Below are 19,918 nucleotides of genomic sequence, written 5' to 3' on the forward strand. Positions count from 1 at the left end.
TTTTGAATCTGCTAGTTTTGTATTTGAATGATTCTATCGCTCAAAACAATAATAAAACCTCAGGAATGAGGAATTCAGATACAAATCAAAATTCAGGAATAATGAAAACAAATCCACTAATCGGATTAATTGGCACATGGAAAGGTGACAAAGGAACAGACCTAGCTCCGAAACCCGAAGAAGATGAAAACAACCCATATTACGAAACACTGGTGGTTGAGGCGATTGATATGGAAATCAGTAATGCCGAAGAGCAAGAGCTAACTGCCGTTAGGTACCATCAAACAGTTTTTGAAAAGGAAACCGATGAAATGTCGCACAGCGAGACCGGTTTTTGGATCTGGGATAACATTTCGGACACTATCATGTGCGCTTTTTCAATTCCCAGAGGTGTTAGTTTACTGGCTGGAGGAACTTACGAAAAAACGACAGGCGGGGAAACTACAATTCAGGTTTCGTCGAAACTGGATGATCCGGATTGGGGAATTGTGCAATCGCCATTTATGAGAGCCAAAGCAAAAACCCTAGCCTTTAAACGCGAATTAAAACTCTCGGGGAACACGCTTTCCTATACTCAGGAAACTACTGTTGAGATATATGGGAAAATATTTGCCCATAGCGATACTAACTCTTTAACGAAAGTGTAGTCTTTCGGTTTTGCCGGCCGCATTACAGTAAAAACTTGTACCGAAACGAACGATTCGGTTAATCTGAAATCACCGTACTTTGTTCTGAAAAACCAATTATTAAACTCATATTTTATTAAAAACCAATGACCAATCCACCCGAAAATTCACTCGATTAAATATCTTTGATTTTAAGTTTAGCGACAAATCCGCTTTCAGGCATCAACTATACTAAAAAGACCATTATATTTATTCATGCATCAAAAGACTGACATCATCACTGTAGAACAATTATCACATACTTTTGGTGATAAAACCGTTCTTCAGGACATAAATCTTTCTATCGCAAAAGGCGAATTCGTAACTATTTTGGGGCCATCGGGTTGTGGCAAAACAACACTGATGCGACTAATCGGCGGCTTTCTGAAAGCAAAAAATGGGAAAATTACCATCGGAGGTCAAGACATGACCCAGACACCACCTCACCTTCGCCCTGTAAATACTGTTTTCCAACGGTACGCGCTTTTTCCTCACCTGAATGTTTTCGAAAACATTGCCTTTGGGCTTCAGTTGAAAAAACTTCCGAAAGACGAAATTAAAAAGCAGGTGAAACAGGTCTTGAAAATTGTAACCATGACCGATTACGAGGAGCGCGATGTGGATTCGCTTTCAGGAGGGCAACAGCAAAGGGTTGCCATTGCCCGCGCCATTGTGAATAAACCTGAGGTTTTGCTTTTGGATGAACCTCTGGCTGCGCTCGACCTGAAAATGCGCAAAGACATGCAGATGGAAATTAAAGCGATGCACAAAAAATTGGGAATCAGCTTCCTGTATGTCACTCACGATCAAGAAGAAGCTCTAACCCTGAGCGACCGAATTGTGGTGATGAGCGAAGGAAAGATTCAGCAAATTGGCTCACCCATTGAAATATACAACGAGCCGGCCAACTCGTTTGTGGCCGATTTTATTGGCGAAAGCAACATCTTGAATGGAATAATGATTGAAGACGAGCTGGTTGAATTTGCCGGTCATCGGTTTGAATGCGTTGACAAAGGGTTCGCTCCGAACGAACCGGTTGATGTGGTGGTTCGGCCCGAGGATATTTACATTTTCGAGTTATCGGATGCCGCACAATTTACCGGACAGGTTACTTCCAGTATTTTTAAGGGAGTGCACTACGAAATGATGGTTACCACGCCAGAAGGTTACGAATTTCTGATTCAGGATTACCATTGCTTCGAGGTGGGTAAAACAGTTGGCATGCTCGTAAAACCGTTCGACATTCAGGTGATGAAAAAAGAAAGGTACTGCAATACGTTCGAAGGTACAATCGTCGACAAAACACATGTTCGCTTTCTTGGTGCTACATTCGAATGTGCAAATACCACTTTAGCCAATGGAACTGAAGTGAATGTGAAAGTTGAGTTCAGGAATGTAATTCTTCAGGATAACCAGGAAGATGGTATGCTTAGCGGCATGGTAAGTTTTATTTTGTACAAAGGGAATCATTATCACCTGACAATTTCGACGGGCAGCAACGAACAGATTTTTCTGGATACACAAGATGTGTGGGACGATGGCGACCAAGTCGGGATAAGCATTTCGCCCAATAGTATTCAAATCGAACCTATTTAAAACCACAGAATCGTGCAACGGAAAGTTTTGTCATTTTTGGGGCGAAGAAGGAACTGGACCATACCTTATGTGCTTTTTCTTGCTTTTTTTGTGCTGATCCCCTTGGCGCTTATCGTGTTTTATGCCTTTATCAATGCCGATGGTGCATTTACATTTGCCAACATTCAGAAGTTTTGGGTGCATCCGGAAGCCATGCAAACTTTCCTGTATTCGGTTGTCGTGGCGCTGATTACTACTGTTATTTGTATTCTCATTGGTTATCCGGCAGCTTATATCCTGAGCAAAATGGAGCCACGAAAAGCTAAATTGCTGGTCATTCTGTTTATTCTTCCAATGTGGATTAATTTCCTGATCAGGACTTTGGCAACAGTGGCTTTGTTCGATTTTTTCAAGATTCCGCTGGGCGAAGGCGCCCTCATCTTTGGGATGGTGTACAATTTCCTGCCTTTTATGATCTACCCGATCTACAACATATTGCAAAAGACCGATCAGAATTTGATCGAGGCTGCACAAGACCTTGGCGCCAATCCGCGACAGGTATTTCTTAAAACCATTTTCCCATTGTCGATTCCCGGAATTACCAGCGGGGTTATCATGGTTTTTATGCCGGTTATTTCAACTTTTGCCATTGCCGAACTGCTTACCATCAACAACATCAAACTGTTCGGAACCACCCTTCAGGAGAATATATACAACGGAACGTGGAATTACGGCGCAGCGCTGTCGCTGGTTATGCTGTTTTTTATCGGAATTACCGTATTGCTTAACGGCGAAGGAAATTCGAAAGCTGCTGAGGAGGGCAACCTGATATGATCAAGCGAATACTTTCCTCTTCGTACCTGGGCATTTTGCTGGTGGTGCTTTATGCACCAATCCTGATTATCATTATTTTCTCGTTTACAGAAGCCAAAGTTCTGGGTAACTGGACGGGATTCTCACTGAAACTGTACTCTTCTATTTTTCACGGAGGAATTCATCACTCGCTCACCAGTGCATTGTGGAATACACTCATTATCGGGTTGATTGCCGCAGCAGCATCAACGGTATTGGGAACGATGGCTGCCATTGGCATTTACAACCTGATGCCGCGCGCACAAAAGGCTATGCAAATGGTTAATACCATTCCGATTTTGAATCCCGATATCATAACAGCCATCTCGTTGTTCCTGCTCTTCGTCAGTTTGGGTATTTCGCAAGGCTATACCACAGTCATTCTGGCACACATCACCTTTTGCACTCCTTATGTGGTACTTAGCGTTTTGCCCCGCTTGCGCCGCATGAACCCGAACCTTTACGAAGCTGCTCTCGATTTGGGAGCCACGCCTTTTCTGGCAGTATGGCGAATTCTTTTACCTGAACTTAAACCGGGAATGATCAGCGGTTTTATTCTGGCGTTCACGCTTTCGATTGACGACTTTGTGGTGACCTTGTTTACCATCGGAAATGAAGGGCTGGAAACGCTTTCGACCTATATTTATGCCGACGCCCGCAGAGGTGGACTGACTCCTGAACTTCGACCACTATCGGCCATAATTTTTATTGCCGTTCTGTTACTGTTGCTGATTATTAACCAGCGTGCAGCGAAAAAGAAACTGTAACTCTAACCCTTAAAATGATATCAATGAGAAAAATCATCCAATCCAAATTCTTGAGCAAACTGGTTGTCCTGCTGCTCTTTGCAACTGCTTCAATCGCCTTTAATGCCTGTAAGCAAAGTGACGATTCACGTAAAAAAGTCCTGAAAATTTACAACTGGTCAGATTATATCGACGAAGATTTGCTGAAAGAATTCCCGGCATGGTACAAAGAGCAAACCGGCGAAGATGTAAAGATTGTATATCAGGTTTTTGATATGCCTGAAGTAATGTACACCAAAATAGCCATGGGGAAAGAAGATTTCGACCTGACTTGCCCTACCCAGTATGTGATTGAAAAAATGCTTAAAAACGACTTGCTATTACCGATCGATCGCAATTTTGGCAAAACAGGAAGCTTCCTTGGCAATGTTTCGCCGTTCTTACGCAACCGGATGGATGCCTTTAGCGTTCCGGGCAAAAAAGCCGAAGATTACATGGTTCCATACATGTGGGGAACTTCAGGAATATTATACAATACCGATAAAGTATCGAAAGGCGAAGTTCAGTCGTGGGCTTGCCTGTGGGATGCCAAAAATAAAGGCAAAATCCTGATGAAAGATCATTATTGGGACGTTTACAACATGGCAGCGACTTATGGTTTTTACCCTGACATAGTATCGGGCAAACGCACGCGCTACGATGTTTCGAACGACCACACCGACGAAGATATAGCCATGGTTGAGAAACAGTTGAAAGCGTTAAAACCTAACCTCGCCGGCTGGGAAGCAGATTTTGGCAAGGAAATGATGACAAAGGGCGAGGTTTGGATGGATTATGCCTGGAGTGGCGATGCCGTTTGGGCCATTGATGAAGCATCGAAAGTGGGTGTTAATCTCGATTATTCGGTGCCTAAAGAAGGTAGCAACATCTGGTTCGATGGCTGGGTTATCCCGAAATATGCCCGCAACGTAAAAGCTGCAAGTTATTTTCTCGATTACCTTTGTCAGGCGCAGATTGCCTTGCGTAACATGGATGTAAGTGGTTATTGCAGTGCAGTAGCAACTCCTGAAATCATTGAGGCACAGTCAGATTCAACACTTACTGAAACCGTTAACCTGAATTATTTCTTCGGTCCGGGCAATGCCAAATTGCACATTAATTCCGTTCAATACCCCGACAGCAGCGTAGTTGACCGCTGCGTATTGCTCCACGACTTCCTCGATAAAAACGATCAGATACTCGAAATGTGGAGTCGCGTAAAAGGAAATAATGTGAATTAAAACCTCCCAAGATATTCTGTGGATAAGTCAGGGTTTCACTCGAAGTGAAGCCCTGACTTTTTTGATAGCATTACCATCCATCCGAAATCATACATTTACGTAGTCCAGCAGGTTTATCGCTACAAAAATGTAGGTTTAGAGAAATAGCTAAAACTCATTATCAGCGACTTGATCGAATGGCAAAGTTTTTGTTTTTTCCCATTGAAAAAGCTAAAATCAAAAACTATGGATGCGAAAGAAATAAGTGAACTCGAAGTTTTAGTCAATAAACTGAAATTTAAAGCCGGCCAAAAAGCGAGCGACCTTCACGATTTAATTGAAGACAGGTTATTAACCGATTTTGAAGACATCCCTTCATTTGCTGAAATGGCTTATCAAGCTTGCAACGAATGGAGCGCTAAGAACAAAGAGCTTTTGGCTGCCAGGCAGAATCAGGTAAAAATCTAAAAAGAATTGCTTTTAGTAATAATTCAGGAATTCAAGCATTATTCGATGATTTTCAGGTCAGTTAACTAATCTTTTTGGCAACACAACTGTTATAGTTTGCATGAAACCCAATTAAATGTCGGACATGGATTCATTTGACGACGAAGGAAATATGAAGTTCATTTTGGAGGAAATCAAAAAAGCTGACACTTTTTACAACTCGTTCCAGAAAGAGTTTTCAGGATTACTCCTGAAGATCATCCGGAAGTTTTATCCTGAAACCTCGATTGGCGAAGAAATAGAAAACCTGTTGCTGGCCTATTCGGTTGCGATTTTAAATTCAACAGAGTCGGTAATCGATAAAGATCGCAATTATCCATTTTACCGGCTAGAAGAAGAACTTGAATCGATGAATCGGATTACAATAAAATTATTCCAGGAAGCAGAGTATAACGATTTTGGAGAGGCCGTCCATTTAAAAGCAAAAAAATTGATGGTTAAACACTTTGCCGCTATCTATGACTTATCTTCCAATGGATTCCGTTTACTGGAGAAAAATGCGAGGTTATACAACTGGGAATTTATTTCAAATTTTCAATCCATTTCTTTATCGAAACCGCCCTTGCCCGAACAATAACAACAGAGGAGCACCTAATCTCAGAATTCTTTATTTTGACTTTGCGATAGCCATATACTGTAAAAAAAGTCAGGGCTTCACTTTGCGGTGAAGCCCTGACTAGTTATTCTATTTTAAAACGCTGAAATCTTATTTCATTCCGAATTCGACCAACTCGCCTAATTTCAGGTATTTGGCATACAAAACCTGATACTTGGCTGCGTTTTTGGCATCGGGAGTATAAGTCTTTTCAAAACCGCCACCCATTTTCTTTTGTGCTTCAGAAATGTTCGGATAAACTCCTGCAACAACGGCTGCAGCCATAGCTGTGCCTAATGCACAAGCTTGTTCGGAGCGAGCCACTTTAATTGGCATATTCAGCACATCGCACACAATCTGCATCACGAACGGCGATTTTTTGGCTACACCACCCAGAGCTATTACACCGTCGATGCGAACACCTTCGCGAACAAAACGATCGACAATGGCTTTCGAGCCAAAGGCTGTTGCTTCAACCAAAGCACGGAAAATTCGTGGTGCATCCGATCCCAGATTCAGGCCTGAAATAACGCCTTTCAGATTCTGGTTGGCATCCGGAGTACGACGGCCATTCATCCAGTCGAGAGCCACGATACTGCTTTCTTCAATCGGAATGAGTTCTGCGGCTTTGGTCAATTCAGGAATGATGCGTGAAGAAACTTCAGCGATCAATTTAGCTTTGGTGGCTTCGTCCAGCAGTGTGCTACTCGCAATAATCTGTTCGGTTGGCCAGGTCAATACGTTCTTAAACCAGGCATAAATGTCGCCAAAAGCCGACTGTCCAGCTTCCATTCCCAGCATACCCGGAATGATAGAACCGTCAACCTGTCCGCAAATACCAGCGATGAGTTTGTCGCCCACTTCTTCCATTGGTGCAATTAACATGTCGCAAGTTGAAGTTCCCATTACTTTACTTAGGTAATAAGGTTCAATTTCGGCTCCAACCGCTCCAAGGTGAGCATCAAAAGCCCCTACCCCAATTTTTACATTGGTTGGTAAACCTAATTTAGCAGCCCATTCCGGAGTAATAATTCCGGCAGAAACGTCGCAGGTGAACGTTTCTTTGAATAAGCGATCTTTCAGACCACTCAACAGCGGATCAAGTTTTACGAGATATTCTTCAGTTGGTAAACCGCCAAAAGCTTCGTGCCACATGGCTTTGTGACCGGCGGCGCAACGCGAGCGCTTCAGCGTTTTAGGATTGGTATTCCCAGTAAGTATAGCAGGAATCCAGTCGCAATGCTCCACCCATGAATAAGCAGCGCGATAAACTCCGGCATCTTCACGAATCACATGCAACAACTTGGCCCAAAACCATTCCGACGAATAAACCCCACCTTCGAATTTGGTAAAATCGATGTTCCATTCTTTCGATAGCTCGTTGATTTCGTCGGCTTCTTTCACTCCGGTATGGTCTTTCCAAAGCACAAACATAGCATTCGGATTTTCTTCGAATCCGGGAGTTAATGAAAGCGGTGTACCTTTTTCATCCACGGCAACCGGAGTTGATCCGGTAGTGTCGATGGAGATACCAACTACATTTTGGGCGACTCCGGCAGGAGCTAATTTTAAAGCCTCAACAATGGTGTATTCCATTCCTTCCAGGTAATCTTTCGGGTGCTGACGGAACTGATTGTTTGGCGCATCGCAATACATGCCTTTCTTCCAGCGTGGATATTCAAAAACTACGCTGGCAACTTCTTCGCCAGTTTCAACATTCACAATCAGTGAACGAACCGAATCGGATCCATAATCCAATCCGATAGTAAATTTGGGTAGACTCATTTTATTTAGTTTAAAGTTTTGAGTTTAATGTAAAAAGTTAAGTTCCAAGTTTCAGATTCCAAATTCAAAGTCTGCACTAACGAGCAGATATTGCCAACTTGGAACTTGAAACGTTGAACTTGAAACTATTTATTTTGTCCGTAATACGCGTTTTTACCATGTTTCCGGAGGAAATGCTTGTCGAGCAAAACCTGATCCATTTTGGTTTCAGGATTCAGTGTCAAACTCCGGAAAGTCATTTTAGCCACTTCTTCGATAACCACCGCATTGTGAACGGCATCGTCGGCATTCTTTCCCCAAGTAAACGGTGCATGGTTGTTGACCAGCACTCCGGGAATCATATCGGGATCCAAACCTTGGAACGTTTCAACAATCACCTTTCCGGTTTCCAGTTCATATTCGCCTTTGATTTCGGCTTCTGTCATTTTGCGGGTACACGGGATTTCTCCATAAAAATAATCGGCATGAGTGGTTCCAACGGCAGGAATGCCACGGCCAGCCTGTGCCCAGCTTGTTGCCCATTCGGAATGAGTATGCACAACACCGCCAATATTCGGGAATTGCCGATACAATTCGAGATGAGTTGGTGCATCGCTCGACGGTTTCAGAGAACCTTCCACCACTTCGTCATTGAGGTTAAGCACAACCATATCTGATGGCTTCATCACATCATAAGAAACTCCACTGGGTTTAATCACCACCAGACCACTTTCGCGGTCGATGGCGCTAACGTTTCCCCAAGTGAAAATTACCAATCCGTGTTTTACCAAATCGAGATTGGCTTTGCAAACTTCTTCTTTTAATTGTTCCAGCATATATTTTCAGTTTCAAGTTTTTACTTCGACAAACTCCCTTCGATACGCTTTGCTACTCAGGGAGCGGCTCTTCGGACTTCCGTCTCCGGTCTTCTGTCTTCTGCCCTATTTTACAGGCACCAAATAAGCGGCAAAACCACCACCTGATACCATTGTAATTTTCACTACATCGCCTTTGACCACATCTCTCGAATTGCGCACTACCTTTTCAGCATCAATAGCCGATTCAGGAATATCTTCAAAAGAAACCAGCTTATACTTTCCTTTGTCCAGAAAATCAAGCTTGATTTCGAGCGAACGCGTTTCGCTGTTGGTCATCGACCCAATAAACCATTCGTTTCCTGAGCGGCGCGCTGAAGTGATGTATTCACCAATTTGTCCGTTCAAAATCCGGGTGTCATCCCATATGGTTTTTACTTCTTTCAGAAATTCGGACCCCAATTGTCCTTTATAATTTTCAGGAGCATCGCAAGCGACCATAAACGGACTATCGTAAACTACAAACTGAGCCAATTGGAGCGCCCGTGTTCCCAAAACCTGGGCAGGCGTTCCGTTCTGAAATTTTTCAGGCGTACGGTTCAGGAAACCTCCGGGAGTAAAGTCCATTGGTCCGGCCAGCATTCGCGTAAACGGCAAGGTAGTCATGTGTTCAGGAGTAACTCGAAGCGACCATTTATTGTATTCGTTGCCCATCACACCTTCGCGTGTAACCAAGTTTGGATATGTCCGACGGAAACCATCGGGTTTGTATGCTCCATGGAAATCAACCATCAAATGATGCGCGGCTGCTGTTTTTACGATACGGTGATACCAATTTACCATTTGCTGATCGTCGCTGTCCATAAAATCGATTTTAACACCTGCAACGCCCCAGCTTTCGTAGGTTGCACAAGCTTTATCCCAATCGGCGCGGTCGACATCGGTATTGTAAAGCCAAACCCAGCATTTTACATTTTTGCTCTTGGCATAAGCCAGAATTCCGGGCATATCGAGCTGCGGCGCCACTTTGGTAATGTCAGCTTCCGGAGAATTAAACTTTCCGTACCATTGCCAGTCGATTAACTGGTAAGGCCAACCCATTTCGGAAGCCAGATCGATGTATTTTTTATTGGTTTCATTGTCCATTTTCACCTCGCCGCTCCACCAATGATCCCAGGCACACATACCAGGTTTAATCCACGAAGGATCGGCTATGGCACAAGGTTCGTTCAGGTTCATCACGATTTCCGATTCAAGCAATTTTCCGGGCGAATCGCCCAACATGATGACCCTCCAGGGTGTTTTATGCGGAAATTTAAAATTGACTTTGTCGCCGTTATCGGGTTGTTTCGGAAGCGGAGACAGGCTCGAACGAACCGAAAATCCGGACGCCGAATGATCCGGTTTCAGATACATTCCGGCGTAATCGGTTATCGCAGCTTCAGTAATGGTAGCATAGCAATTGTCAGCAACTTTTACTGTCATCGGCAAGCCGATCACCATTTGATCGGTAATGTCAGAAAGTTTTCTCTTGAAATATTCATTTTCCTGAGATGAACGATACGATGCGTGATTTACGGCCCAGCAGGTATGGTCGGATGTGAAATTGAAGGTCGTGAATTCTTCAGTCATCGCATATTCATGTTTGTTGTCGGGGCCGACAAACTCTGTACGAAAGGCAACTCCATCGTCGTATGCACGAAATACCAGATTCATTGTGCGTCGTGGAAAGTTCTTCTCCTGAAGTTGTAAAATCAGCTCATTGCAATTATTGAGTATCGTTGATTGCCGTTTTAAAACCGGAGTCCATGTTTCGTTAATTTCAACTGACGAGCTTTTCAGAACAACAAGATCATCGCCCAAAGGTGGCGCTTGCTTAAATTCGAAACGGACCGACGAATTGCTTAGAACCGGTTGCCCATTAAAATAAACACTATAACTGATTGTATTACCTGCTTCCACTTTAGCCTCAACTGTGGAGTGTGGCGATTTGACGGAAAATTGCGCATTTACAATTCCCCAATAAGTAAAAAGGCAAAAGGCAGTAAAAAATATCTTCTTCATTTTCAAAATCGTTTAGTTTAGTTGTTCAAATACAATAGTTTTCAGGCGTTCGGTTAGTCTTAAAATATAAAACGTAAATTTAACACTTATCTTTACATCTCAAAGCTCATCAATTCAGTTCATTTCATTTATTGGGATTTAACCTGAAATCAGGAATTACAAATAATATGCATATTCGGAATAAATCGTTAGGATATACGCATTAAATAATGGCTGAAATTAACTGATTTATCCCGATAATCAGGATTATAAAACCAGATTTTATTTCCACATTTGGCAAACAATGTGTTCAGGATAAACGTTTAAAATATGTCGTAAAACACAAATCATTGCACACCCAATTGCAAAAAAAACAAATCAAATGTCAGTCAATATACCGGAAACAGCAAAAAAGAGAATCGTCATCATCGGAGCAGGCTTTGGTGGATTGAAATTAGCCAAAAAGCTTGTTGGATCAGGTTTTCAAATTGTTTTGATTGATAAAAACAATTACCATCAGTTTCAACCCTTATTTTATCAGGTGGCCAGTTCCGGAATCGAGCCCAGTTCCATTCTTTTCCCGCTTCGAAAAATATTTCAAAAACGAAAAGATGTGTACATCCGTGTGGCCGAAGTTCATTCGGTTGATACTGAAAAAAAAGAATTGCATACCAGCCTCGATGTGGTTTGGTACGACTATCTGGTAATTGCAACCGGAGTAAATTCGAATTTCTTCGGAATGAAAAATCTGGAGCAATATGCCATCCCGATGAAATCGGTTTCGGAAGCCATGTTTCTGCGGAACCGGATCCTATCGAATCTTGAAAAAGCAGTAACCCTGTTCGAGCAGTTTGAAGATGAGAAAAGAGCGTTACTGAATGTGGTTGTGGTTGGTGGAGGCCCTACCGGAGTTGAAATTGCTGGTGCCATCGCCGAAATGAAAAATTTCGTATTACCCAAAGATTATCCCGACCTGAACCTGGATTTAATGCAGGTTAGCCTCCTTGAAGGCTCTCCATCGCTTTTAGCTAACATGTCGAAACATGCTTCCGAAAAATCGACATTTTACCTGAAACGACTTGGAGTAAATGCCCGGGTAAACACCCGGGTAATCGACTACGATGGAGAAGCGCTCAGGCTGGGAAACGGCGAAATAATAAAAACCAAACTGGTCATCTGGGCGGCAGGAATCAGCGGAGTTGTCCCTTCCGGAATTCCCGAAGAAGCCGTTGGACGAAGCAGGCGTATGTTGGTTGATGAATTCAGCAAAGTGAAGGGGTTTGAGGATATTTATGCCATTGGCGATGCATCAGTCATGTCAACAGCCGCCTATCCTAACGGGCACCCGCAAGTGGCCCAGGTTGCAATTCAACAAGGAACTAACCTTGCAAACAACTTCAAAGCCATACGTAAAAATGCACCATTAAAAGCATTCAAATATATCGATCGCGGTTCGATGGCGACAATTGGCCGAAACCGTGCAGTGGCCGATTTACCCTTCCTGAAATTTTCAGGATTCATTGCCTGGCTGACATGGATGTTTGTACATTTGATGGCCATTGTCGGCGTTAAAAACCGTCTGCTAATCTTCATCAACTGGATGTGGAATTACCTGACTTATGACCAGTCGTTACGATTGATTTTATGGGCAGCAAGAAAAGATCCATCTAAGATCATATCACCTCCCGACAAAAAATAAAAAAGAGATGCCGGATAAATCGAATTTTATCTGGCATCTCTTTTATAAGGGCTGAAACGATTCTTTTTACCAAATCACTGCCCGGTCAGCTTCTTTCAGGTACATATAATCACCTTCCTTTACATCGAAAGCTTTATGGAATTCGGGCATATTACGCAGCGGCCCTAAAATGCGAAAACGACCAAGCGAATGTGGGTCTTCTTTGGTACGGCGAACAATTTCCTTGTCGCGTATATTTTGCGCCCACAAATGTGCATACGCCAGAAAGAAACGTTGATCAGGAGTAAAACCATCAATTGGATTTTCATTACCTGTCAATACTTTATGTAGCGCAATGTATGCAACATTTAGTCCCCCTAAATCCGCGATATTTTCTCCTAACGACAATTCTCCATTAGCCTTTAAAGTATCAAGCACGGTAAAACCGCTAAATTGATTTACCAGCACTGAAGTTCTTTCCTTAAACAATTTGGAATCCTCATCAGTCCACCAGTTGTTTAGATTTCCAACTTTATCGTACTGACAACCCTGATCATCAAACCCATGAGTCATCTCGTGACCAATTACTACGCCAATTGCGCCATAATTCACAGCGTCGTCGCCATCGACATAAAAGAATGGCGGCTGAAGAATGGCAGCCGGAAATACGATTTCATTCATTGATGGATTGTAATACGCATTAACTTCCTGCGGAGCCATCATCCATTCAGTTCGGTCGACCGGTTTATTGACTTTCGAAATCATGTAATTAAAATCGAACTGACGGGCACGCAAAACATTGGCACAATACGAATCAGTAGAAACTTCAAGCGATGAATAATCGCGCCATTTATCCGGATAACCAACTTTTACAGTTATTGCAGCCAATTTATCGAGTGCTTTAGCTTTCGTTTCATTGCTCATCCAAGCCAGTTTCTGAATGCGTTCGCCCAACGACACCCGCAAATTATTCACCAATTCGATCATCCGCTTTTTTGATTCTGCCGGAAAATATTTCTGAACATACAATTGTCCGAGTGCTTCGCTAAGGGCTCCGTTAGTCGATTCCTGAACTCGTTTCCATCGCGGACGCTGAGCCATCTGGCCTGAAAGCGTCTTCCCGAAGAAATCGAAACTCTGATTCACAAAAGCCAGGGGTAAATAAGAAGCTGTACTTCTCAAGACCTGCCATTTCAGGTAAATTTTCCAGTCATCAACCGAAACTTCGTTCAGCATTTTCCCTAATTCGGCAACAAAATCGGGTTGACCAACAATAAAATCGCCCGGATTTTTCAGACCTAAATTCTGAAATTGTACCGACCAGTCAATCTCAGGAGAGATTTTTCGGAGACCTTCCAGGTTCATTTTGTGGTAAATCTTATGCGGGTCGCGTTGTTCGAGCAAGGTCATCGAAGATTTAGCCAGACGATATTCAAGCTTGTAAACAATTGAAGAGTTCAATTTAGAATTTGCCTCGTTATCGCCAGCAAGTACAAAAATCTTCTGAAGATGAATCTTATAGGCCTCCTGAATACTTTTACTTCGTTCATCATCTTTCATGTAATAATCGCGGTCAGGCATTCCCAATCCACCCTGATAGAGATAGGCAACCACCATTTCCGAATTTTTCTGATCGGCATCGGAAAACAACGAGTACATCGGACGTATTCCTTGGGTATGCAAATCGGCTACCACTTTCATTACATCATCTTTATTCTGAATGGCACTAATTTCATTGAACAGAGGTTGCACAGGCGCCAATCCATCTGTTTCAATTTTAGCGGTATCCATGCCAGTGTTATAGAAATCAGCAATTTTACTTGCGATTGAACCTGCGGTCTGTTTGCTTGAGGCGATCCCGGTTATCAACTTCTGCACCTGTACTTCGCCGGAATCAGCCAATAAATCGAACGATCCAAACCTACTTTTTTCGTCCGGAATGGGGAATCGTTTTTTCCAACCCCCGTTGGAATAATTATCAAAATCGGTAGCTGGACTGTAAGACTTATCCATATCAGCCAAGTCGATTGCCTTTAATTTGGGAGGTTCCTGCCGGCACGACAGACTTCCCATTAATAATGAGATTAATACAAATCGGTTCAAATTTCCCATGATTTAAATATAATAGTTGTAAATATTCAACATTCGTATTTGTACTCCTTTTCAAAAATGATTACAAATAAAAAGGAAATACATGATTTTATTCAGTCATTCAATGACTTTTCTAAACAGAACGAAATCAGAAAAACTCACCAATAAATAGCTGAATCATTCTATTCAAAAAAATTGAAGTTACATGGTTGATGAATAATCAAACATCAGATAATTTATACCTTTAAGGCCTCTAAACCAAAATACAAAACCATGACCCGACTTACCAAAAAATTCAGAAGAACATCAATCTTGATTGTTATTTTCATTTTGTCCTTTTCGGCTTCAATTTTTGCAGCCTCACGCGATTATTACCAGATTCAGGTTTACCGCCTAACCGGAAAAGTGCAGGAAGAAAAGATCGATAATTTCCTAAAGAACGCCTATTTACCCGCTTTGCATCGTGCCGGAATCGCCAAAGTAGGTGTATTTAAACCAATCGAAAGCGACACCACATCAGGGAAACGTATTTATATCTGGATCTCTTTTACATCGCCCGATCATTTTGCAAAAATTCAGGATGTTTTAGCCTCTGACAAGGAATACCAAACGAAAGGCATCGATTTTTTGGGAGCTCCATTCGACAATGTGCCTTTTTTCCGCAAAGAATCCATTCTGCTGAAAGCCTTTCCGGATGCACCAAACTATTTTATTCCAAACCACAAAACAGCACCGTCAGAGCGGATTTACGAACTGCGAAGCTACGAGGGGCCTACCGAAAACTTATTCAGGCAGAAAGTGAAAATGTTTAATGAAGGGGGCGAAATCAAACTTTTTAAAAGTCTCGATTTTAATGCTGTTTTTTATGCTGAAGTGATTTCGGGCAGCACAATGCCTAACCTGATGTACCTCACTACTTTTGCCGACATGTCAGCTCACGATGCGCATTGGGATGCTTTCAGAGCTCATCCGGAATGGAAAGCATTATCAGCATTGCCAGAATACAAAAACACGGTTTCCAAATCGGTGAAACTATTACTGCACCCAACCGATTATTCCGATTTTTAGTTTGGGTCCGGAGACGGAAGTCCGGAGACAGAAGTCCGAAAAAAACAAATGTTGCTCCGATGACTTGAAGTCATCGGAGCAACATTTCCGTCTTCCATCTTCGGACTTCGGACTTTCTATTCCCACTCGATGGTTGCTGGTGGTTTTGAGCTGATGTCGTAAACTACGCGGTTGATTCCACGCACTTTGTTAATGATTTCGTTCGACATCTTTGCAAGAAATTCGTAAGGCAAATGTACCCAATCGGCTGTCATTCCATCGGTTGAAGCGACTGCACGCAACGCGACTACGTTTTCGTAAGTACGCTCATCGCCCATTACACCAACTGACTGTACTGGAAGTAACATCACGCCAGCCTGCCAAACTTTGTCGTATAAGCCCCATTCTTTCAGTCCATTAATAAAGATTGCATCAGCTTCCTGAAGAACACGCACTTTTTCGGGAGTCACATCGCTCAAGATCCGGATGCCCAATCCTGGTCCGGGGAAAGGGTGACGACCTAATAGCTCTGGTTTCATATCCAAGGCCTTCCCTACCCTGCGAACTTCGTCCTTGAAAAGCAACTTCAACGGTTCAACCACTTTCAGGTTCATTTTCTCGGGTAATCCACCCACGTTGTGATGCGATTTTATGGTTGCCGATGGTCCGTTCACCGAAACAGATTCGATTACATCAGGATAAATAGTACCCTGCGCCAACCATTTTACATCTTTTATTTTGTGAGCTTCCACATCGAACACTTCGATGAAATCGCGGCCAATAATTTTACGCTTTGCTTCCGGCTCTCTAACCCCAGCCAGATCATCCCAGAATTTTTGACTGGCGTCAACACCAATGACATTCAGTCCCATGTGTTGATATGAATCGAGCACCTGTTGAAACTCATCTTTACGCAACAAGCCATTATCCACAAAAATACAGGTTAGGTTCTTGCTAATGGCACGATGCAAAAGTACAGCGGCTACCGACGAATCAACTCCGCCTGAAAGGCCAAGCACCACCCTATCGTTGCCTAATTTGGCTTTCAGTTCCTTTACGGTTGTTTCGATAAACGAAGCAGGCGTCCAGTCTTGCTTACAGCCACAAATATCAACCACAAAGTTCTGCAAAAGCTGGGTTCCTTCGGTCGTATGATAAACTTCAGGATGGAACTGAATGGCAAATGTTTCTTCACCTTCAATCTGGTAGGCGGCATATTCTACATCGGCAGTGCTGGCAATTACCTTGTAATTTTCAGGAATGCGAACAATGGTATCGCCATGCGACATCCACACCTGCGAATGTTGACCAATGTTCTTAAATAACGGATTCGAATTGTCAACAAAGCCAAGGTTGGCACGCCCGTATTCGCGTGAATTCGAAGGTGCAACTTCGCCACCAAAATAGTGAGATAAGTATTGTGCTCCGTAGCAAACACCCAACAAAGGCATTTTCCCTTTGATCAGCGACAAATCAGGCTTTGGCGCATCGGCATCGCGAACCGAAAACGGACTTCCAGATAGGATAACCCCTTTAACACTCTCATCAATAGTTGGATAATGATTATATGGATAAATTTCGCAATAAACATTTAACTCTCTGACGCGACGGCCAATCAATTGAGTGTACTGCGAACCAAAATCGAGGATTAGAATTTTTTCCTGCATGAAGATATTTTTTAATTGCGCCAAAGATAATTAATTTACAATTTGCCTTTTACCATTTATGCATCTATCACCGACCATTTAACCATTTGACCATCTAAACAATTTAACAATTACCAATTGGAATTGTAGATGGTCAATTATTTACCGTCTAACCACTTTTTCACTCAATAAAATACGATTATTTTGACTAATCTTCAGCAGATACAATCCGCTACTCAATGTATTTCTTCCTGAAAACTCAAGCTGAATCAAGCCTTTCTGAATCATTACATTTGATTTCAGTTGTAAAGCTCCGCTCATATTATAAATTTCGGCCCAACCGGAACCATTATTGTCCGTTGCCAGATGAATGGTTATCTGATCAGAAAATGGGTTCGGAAAAATAGATTTTGATTGTGAAACCAAATGATCGTCGGTACCAGTAAAATTGTATGGCCAATGATAGTCGAGGTAGGTCACACGATCCGAGATCCAGTTTTTCATCCAGTCAACCTCTGAAGTGTATGAATAACCCACGTAATAATTTGGCCATATTTCAACACCCATAATGGGCCAGCGTTGATAATTGCGATCTTTGGCTTCTGCAATCACATTGGTCAGGCTGTCGATAACAAAAGTGATACGCTGGTTTGAAAGTTCATTTTTGCGGAGTAGGCTCCAGCGTTTTTTTAGCTTCGATACAAATGACTGGTCAGCCATTAATTTGTTCCACCAAAATGGATTTTGCCAATTATCGGCACCAAGATTAGCCTGATATTGAAATCCATAAGGCGTCCAGGCATTGTAATAATCAGCATTTCCGTAGCCTAGATTAAAATCCCAAATCGGGCCACAATTCATCCGGTCGTTTTTCCCTTTGTATAAATACGAACTCAAGCGGTAACCATCCACATTTTTGGCTAATTCATTAATAATCATGAAATCGACAAACGACGAGTCGTTCAGAAAATCATGATAACTTCCCGTCCCAGAATACTTTCCCTGGTACAAAGCAGTCTCCAAACTCCTTGTATAATTCTGAATATATGTTCGTTGTGACGAAGTTATTACGTCTGATTTCGGATAATCATATTGATAATACGTAAATCCTGATACATTTGAATAATTTGAATACCAACCAGCTCCAGAACTACCAGTAGTTTTATCAATTTTGATAATGTACCCGCCGGTCAGGTCTTCTCCTGAATTATCAGTTGTAGTTAATTTTGCAATATCAACCCGGTTCTTATTTCGCTTGACTTTTTCCATCAGAACATAAACGCCTTCATAACTTCCGTTCAGAAAAAGTTCGACAAACCGACATCGGGGCGACCAATGTCCAAATGAAGCATCGAGTATATAGGTGAGAACATTACGAATCATTGTTTTATCGGTGTACGGAGCATAAAGAATCCAGTCATTTTCCTCTGGCATACCTAGTAATGAGTAATCAGTTGTTACCAAATCATTGGATTTCGTTTCAAGTCCATAGCTTTTTTTGGGGAACGTTTGCGAAGATGACCCCCTGATTTCGATCCCAATTTTACCATTGTAATTATTCTTTGGATCACTCAGCGAGTTCCGTTTACCAGATCCATTCCAAATGATTCCCATATCAGCAATAATCTTTGGATCGTCAATTATTTGTTTACCATTGGTGTTGATTACAACCAAAGGAAGATTTGATGAAGTAAAATAGATCTGAGAAAAGACAGAGGACGAAAAGAACGAAAAAAATATAAAAAAGAAGGCACACCTCAGCTTAAAAGTCATTTGTTTGTGGTTAGCGTTAGATCAAAAAAAACAAAGCTTTCTGAAATCAGAAAGCTTTGCCAAGGTATAAATTACAATTCTCGTATCCAAATATTGCGGTAACTAACCGGATTACCGTGATCCTGAAGAATGATTGGCCCAGCTCCGTGAGGTTTTTCGAAATACTCAGGAATACCAATATACTCGGTTGGCCCGCGTAACGCCACATGATTTTGAACCAATACACCATTCTGCAAAACAGTTACAGTTGGAGGTGTAAAATAAGTGCCATTTGCATTAAAGCGGGGTGCAGTATAAATAACATCATAAACCTGCCATACACCAGGGCCTTTACAAACATTTACCAAAGGTGGATATTGTTTGTAGAAACTTCCGGCCTGACCATTACGGTAAGTGCGATTATTATAGTTGTCTAATACCTGTAATTCATACAATCCCTGAAGGAAAATACCACTATTTCCACGTCCCTGACTTTCGCCAACTACTTCAGCAGGAGTTCTCCATTCGATGTGAAGCTGAAAATCGTTGAATTGTCTTTTTGTTTTAATAACGCCTGAACCTTTAACTACGGTAACACAACCATCGGCAACTTTCCAGCCGGGTTCTGCGCCTGCATCATTGGTCCACTCCGAAGCAATTACTTTCCCATCAAAAAGCACAATGGCATCCGCCGGGGCATCCTGTGGTGTTGCACCGGGAGTAACTACTGAAATTTCCGGATCCCAGATTTCAGTCATTTCAGGTTTCATAGGGAAATCAGTTCTTCCCTGGGCAAAAGTTGCAGTTATGGCTAATACACCAACTGCTGTAAACAATACACTTTTCATTTGATTTGGTTTTAGTTTTTATTTAATACTCACTT

Annotated in this window: 16 protein-coding genes; 9 read left to right on the forward strand and 7 right to left on the reverse strand. The window is 42.3% G+C overall.

What is annotated here, in order from left to right:
* Positions 1 to 101: 101 nt before the first annotated feature.
* The 7 genes from AQPE_RS04800 to AQPE_RS04830 all read left to right on the forward strand — a co-directional run bounded on the left by AQPE_RS04800 (position 102) and on the right by AQPE_RS04830 (position 6,181).
* Positions 102 to 647, forward strand: a complete 546-nt coding sequence (locus tag AQPE_RS04800; protein ID WP_318349912.1) for a heme-binding beta-barrel domain-containing protein — start codon at positions 102 to 104, stop codon at positions 645 to 647.
* Between the two features lie 234 nt (positions 648 to 881).
* Positions 882 to 2,261: a polyamine ABC transporter ATP-binding protein gene (potA, locus tag AQPE_RS04805; RefSeq protein ID WP_318349913.1), complete on the forward strand. Its 1,380-nt coding sequence runs from the start codon at positions 882 to 884 to the stop codon at positions 2,259 to 2,261.
* A gap of 12 nt (positions 2,262 to 2,273) precedes the next feature.
* Complete coding sequence (locus tag AQPE_RS04810) at positions 2,274 to 3,074, forward strand: ABC transporter permease (protein WP_318349914.1); 801 nt, start codon at positions 2,274 to 2,276, stop codon at positions 3,072 to 3,074.
* Positions 3,071 to 3,859, forward strand: a complete 789-nt coding sequence (locus tag AQPE_RS04815; protein ID WP_318349915.1) for an ABC transporter permease — start codon at positions 3,071 to 3,073, stop codon at positions 3,857 to 3,859. The genes AQPE_RS04810 and AQPE_RS04815 overlap by 4 nt, the downstream gene beginning before the upstream one ends.
* A gap of 23 nt (positions 3,860 to 3,882) precedes the next feature.
* Complete coding sequence (locus AQPE_RS04820) at positions 3,883 to 5,118, forward strand: ABC transporter substrate-binding protein (RefSeq protein ID WP_318349916.1); 1,236 nt, start codon at positions 3,883 to 3,885, stop codon at positions 5,116 to 5,118.
* 225 nt (positions 5,119 to 5,343) lie between these two features.
* A complete protein-coding gene (locus AQPE_RS04825) occupies positions 5,344 to 5,565 on the forward strand; it encodes a CCE_0567 family metalloprotein (RefSeq protein WP_318349917.1) in 222 nt (73 codons plus the stop codon).
* 124 nt (positions 5,566 to 5,689) lie between these two features.
* Complete coding sequence (locus AQPE_RS04830; protein WP_318349918.1) at positions 5,690 to 6,181, forward strand: hypothetical protein; 492 nt, start codon at positions 5,690 to 5,692, stop codon at positions 6,179 to 6,181.
* Positions 6,182 to 6,310: 129 nt separating this feature from the next.
* Here AQPE_RS04830 and AQPE_RS04835 read toward each other — a convergent pair whose 3' ends face one another.
* The 3 genes from AQPE_RS04835 to AQPE_RS04845 all read right to left on the reverse strand — a co-directional run bounded on the left by AQPE_RS04835 (position 6,311) and on the right by AQPE_RS04845 (position 10,842).
* Positions 6,311 to 7,984, reverse strand: a complete 1,674-nt coding sequence (locus AQPE_RS04835; protein ID WP_318349919.1) for a ribulokinase — start codon at positions 7,982 to 7,984, stop codon at positions 6,311 to 6,313.
* A 125-nt stretch (positions 7,985 to 8,109) separates the two neighbouring features.
* Positions 8,110 to 8,799 carry an L-ribulose-5-phosphate 4-epimerase gene (gene araD / locus AQPE_RS04840; protein ID WP_318349920.1) on the reverse strand — a complete coding sequence of 230 codons (690 nt, stop codon included), beginning with the start codon at positions 8,797 to 8,799 and terminating at the stop codon, positions 8,110 to 8,112.
* Between the two features lie 105 nt (positions 8,800 to 8,904).
* A complete protein-coding gene (locus tag AQPE_RS04845; RefSeq protein ID WP_318349921.1) occupies positions 8,905 to 10,842 on the reverse strand; it encodes a glycoside hydrolase family 97 protein in 1,938 nt (645 codons plus the stop codon).
* A gap of 361 nt (positions 10,843 to 11,203) precedes the next feature.
* Here AQPE_RS04845 and AQPE_RS04850 point away from each other — a divergent pair, with 361 nt between their 5' ends.
* Entirely contained in the window at positions 11,204 to 12,520 is a 1,317-nt protein-coding gene (locus AQPE_RS04850) for an NAD(P)/FAD-dependent oxidoreductase (RefSeq protein WP_318349922.1), read from the forward strand.
* Between the two features lie 66 nt (positions 12,521 to 12,586).
* Here AQPE_RS04850 and AQPE_RS04855 read toward each other — a convergent pair whose 3' ends face one another.
* Positions 12,587 to 14,611 carry a M13 family metallopeptidase gene (locus AQPE_RS04855; protein WP_318349923.1) on the reverse strand — a complete coding sequence of 675 codons (2,025 nt, stop codon included), beginning with the start codon at positions 14,609 to 14,611 and terminating at the stop codon, positions 12,587 to 12,589.
* Between the two features lie 252 nt (positions 14,612 to 14,863).
* Between AQPE_RS04855 and AQPE_RS04860 the strand changes: the two genes are divergently transcribed.
* Positions 14,864 to 15,658: an NIPSNAP family protein gene (locus AQPE_RS04860; protein WP_318349924.1), complete on the forward strand. Its 795-nt coding sequence runs from the start codon at positions 14,864 to 14,866 to the stop codon at positions 15,656 to 15,658.
* 116 nt (positions 15,659 to 15,774) lie between these two features.
* Here AQPE_RS04860 and guaA read toward each other — a convergent pair whose 3' ends face one another.
* The 3 genes from guaA to AQPE_RS04875 form a co-directional block, all read right to left on the reverse strand.
* Positions 15,775 to 17,304: a glutamine-hydrolyzing GMP synthase gene (gene guaA, locus AQPE_RS04865; RefSeq protein ID WP_318349925.1), complete on the reverse strand. Its 1,530-nt coding sequence runs from the start codon at positions 17,302 to 17,304 to the stop codon at positions 15,775 to 15,777.
* A 141-nt stretch (positions 17,305 to 17,445) separates the two neighbouring features.
* The gene (locus AQPE_RS04870; protein WP_318349926.1) at positions 17,446 to 19,056 is read right to left on the reverse strand and encodes a CotH kinase family protein; all 1,611 of its coding nucleotides are present in this window, start codon (positions 19,054 to 19,056) and stop codon (positions 17,446 to 17,448) included.
* A 71-nt stretch (positions 19,057 to 19,127) separates the two neighbouring features.
* Positions 19,128 to 19,883, reverse strand: a complete 756-nt coding sequence (locus AQPE_RS04875) for a 3-keto-disaccharide hydrolase (RefSeq protein ID WP_318349927.1) — start codon at positions 19,881 to 19,883, stop codon at positions 19,128 to 19,130.
* Positions 19,884 to 19,918 lie beyond the last annotated feature (35 nt).

It is taken from the genome of Aquipluma nitroreducens, assembly GCF_009689585.1.
Classification (GTDB): Bacteria; Bacteroidota; Bacteroidia; order Bacteroidales; family Prolixibacteraceae; genus Aquipluma; species Aquipluma nitroreducens.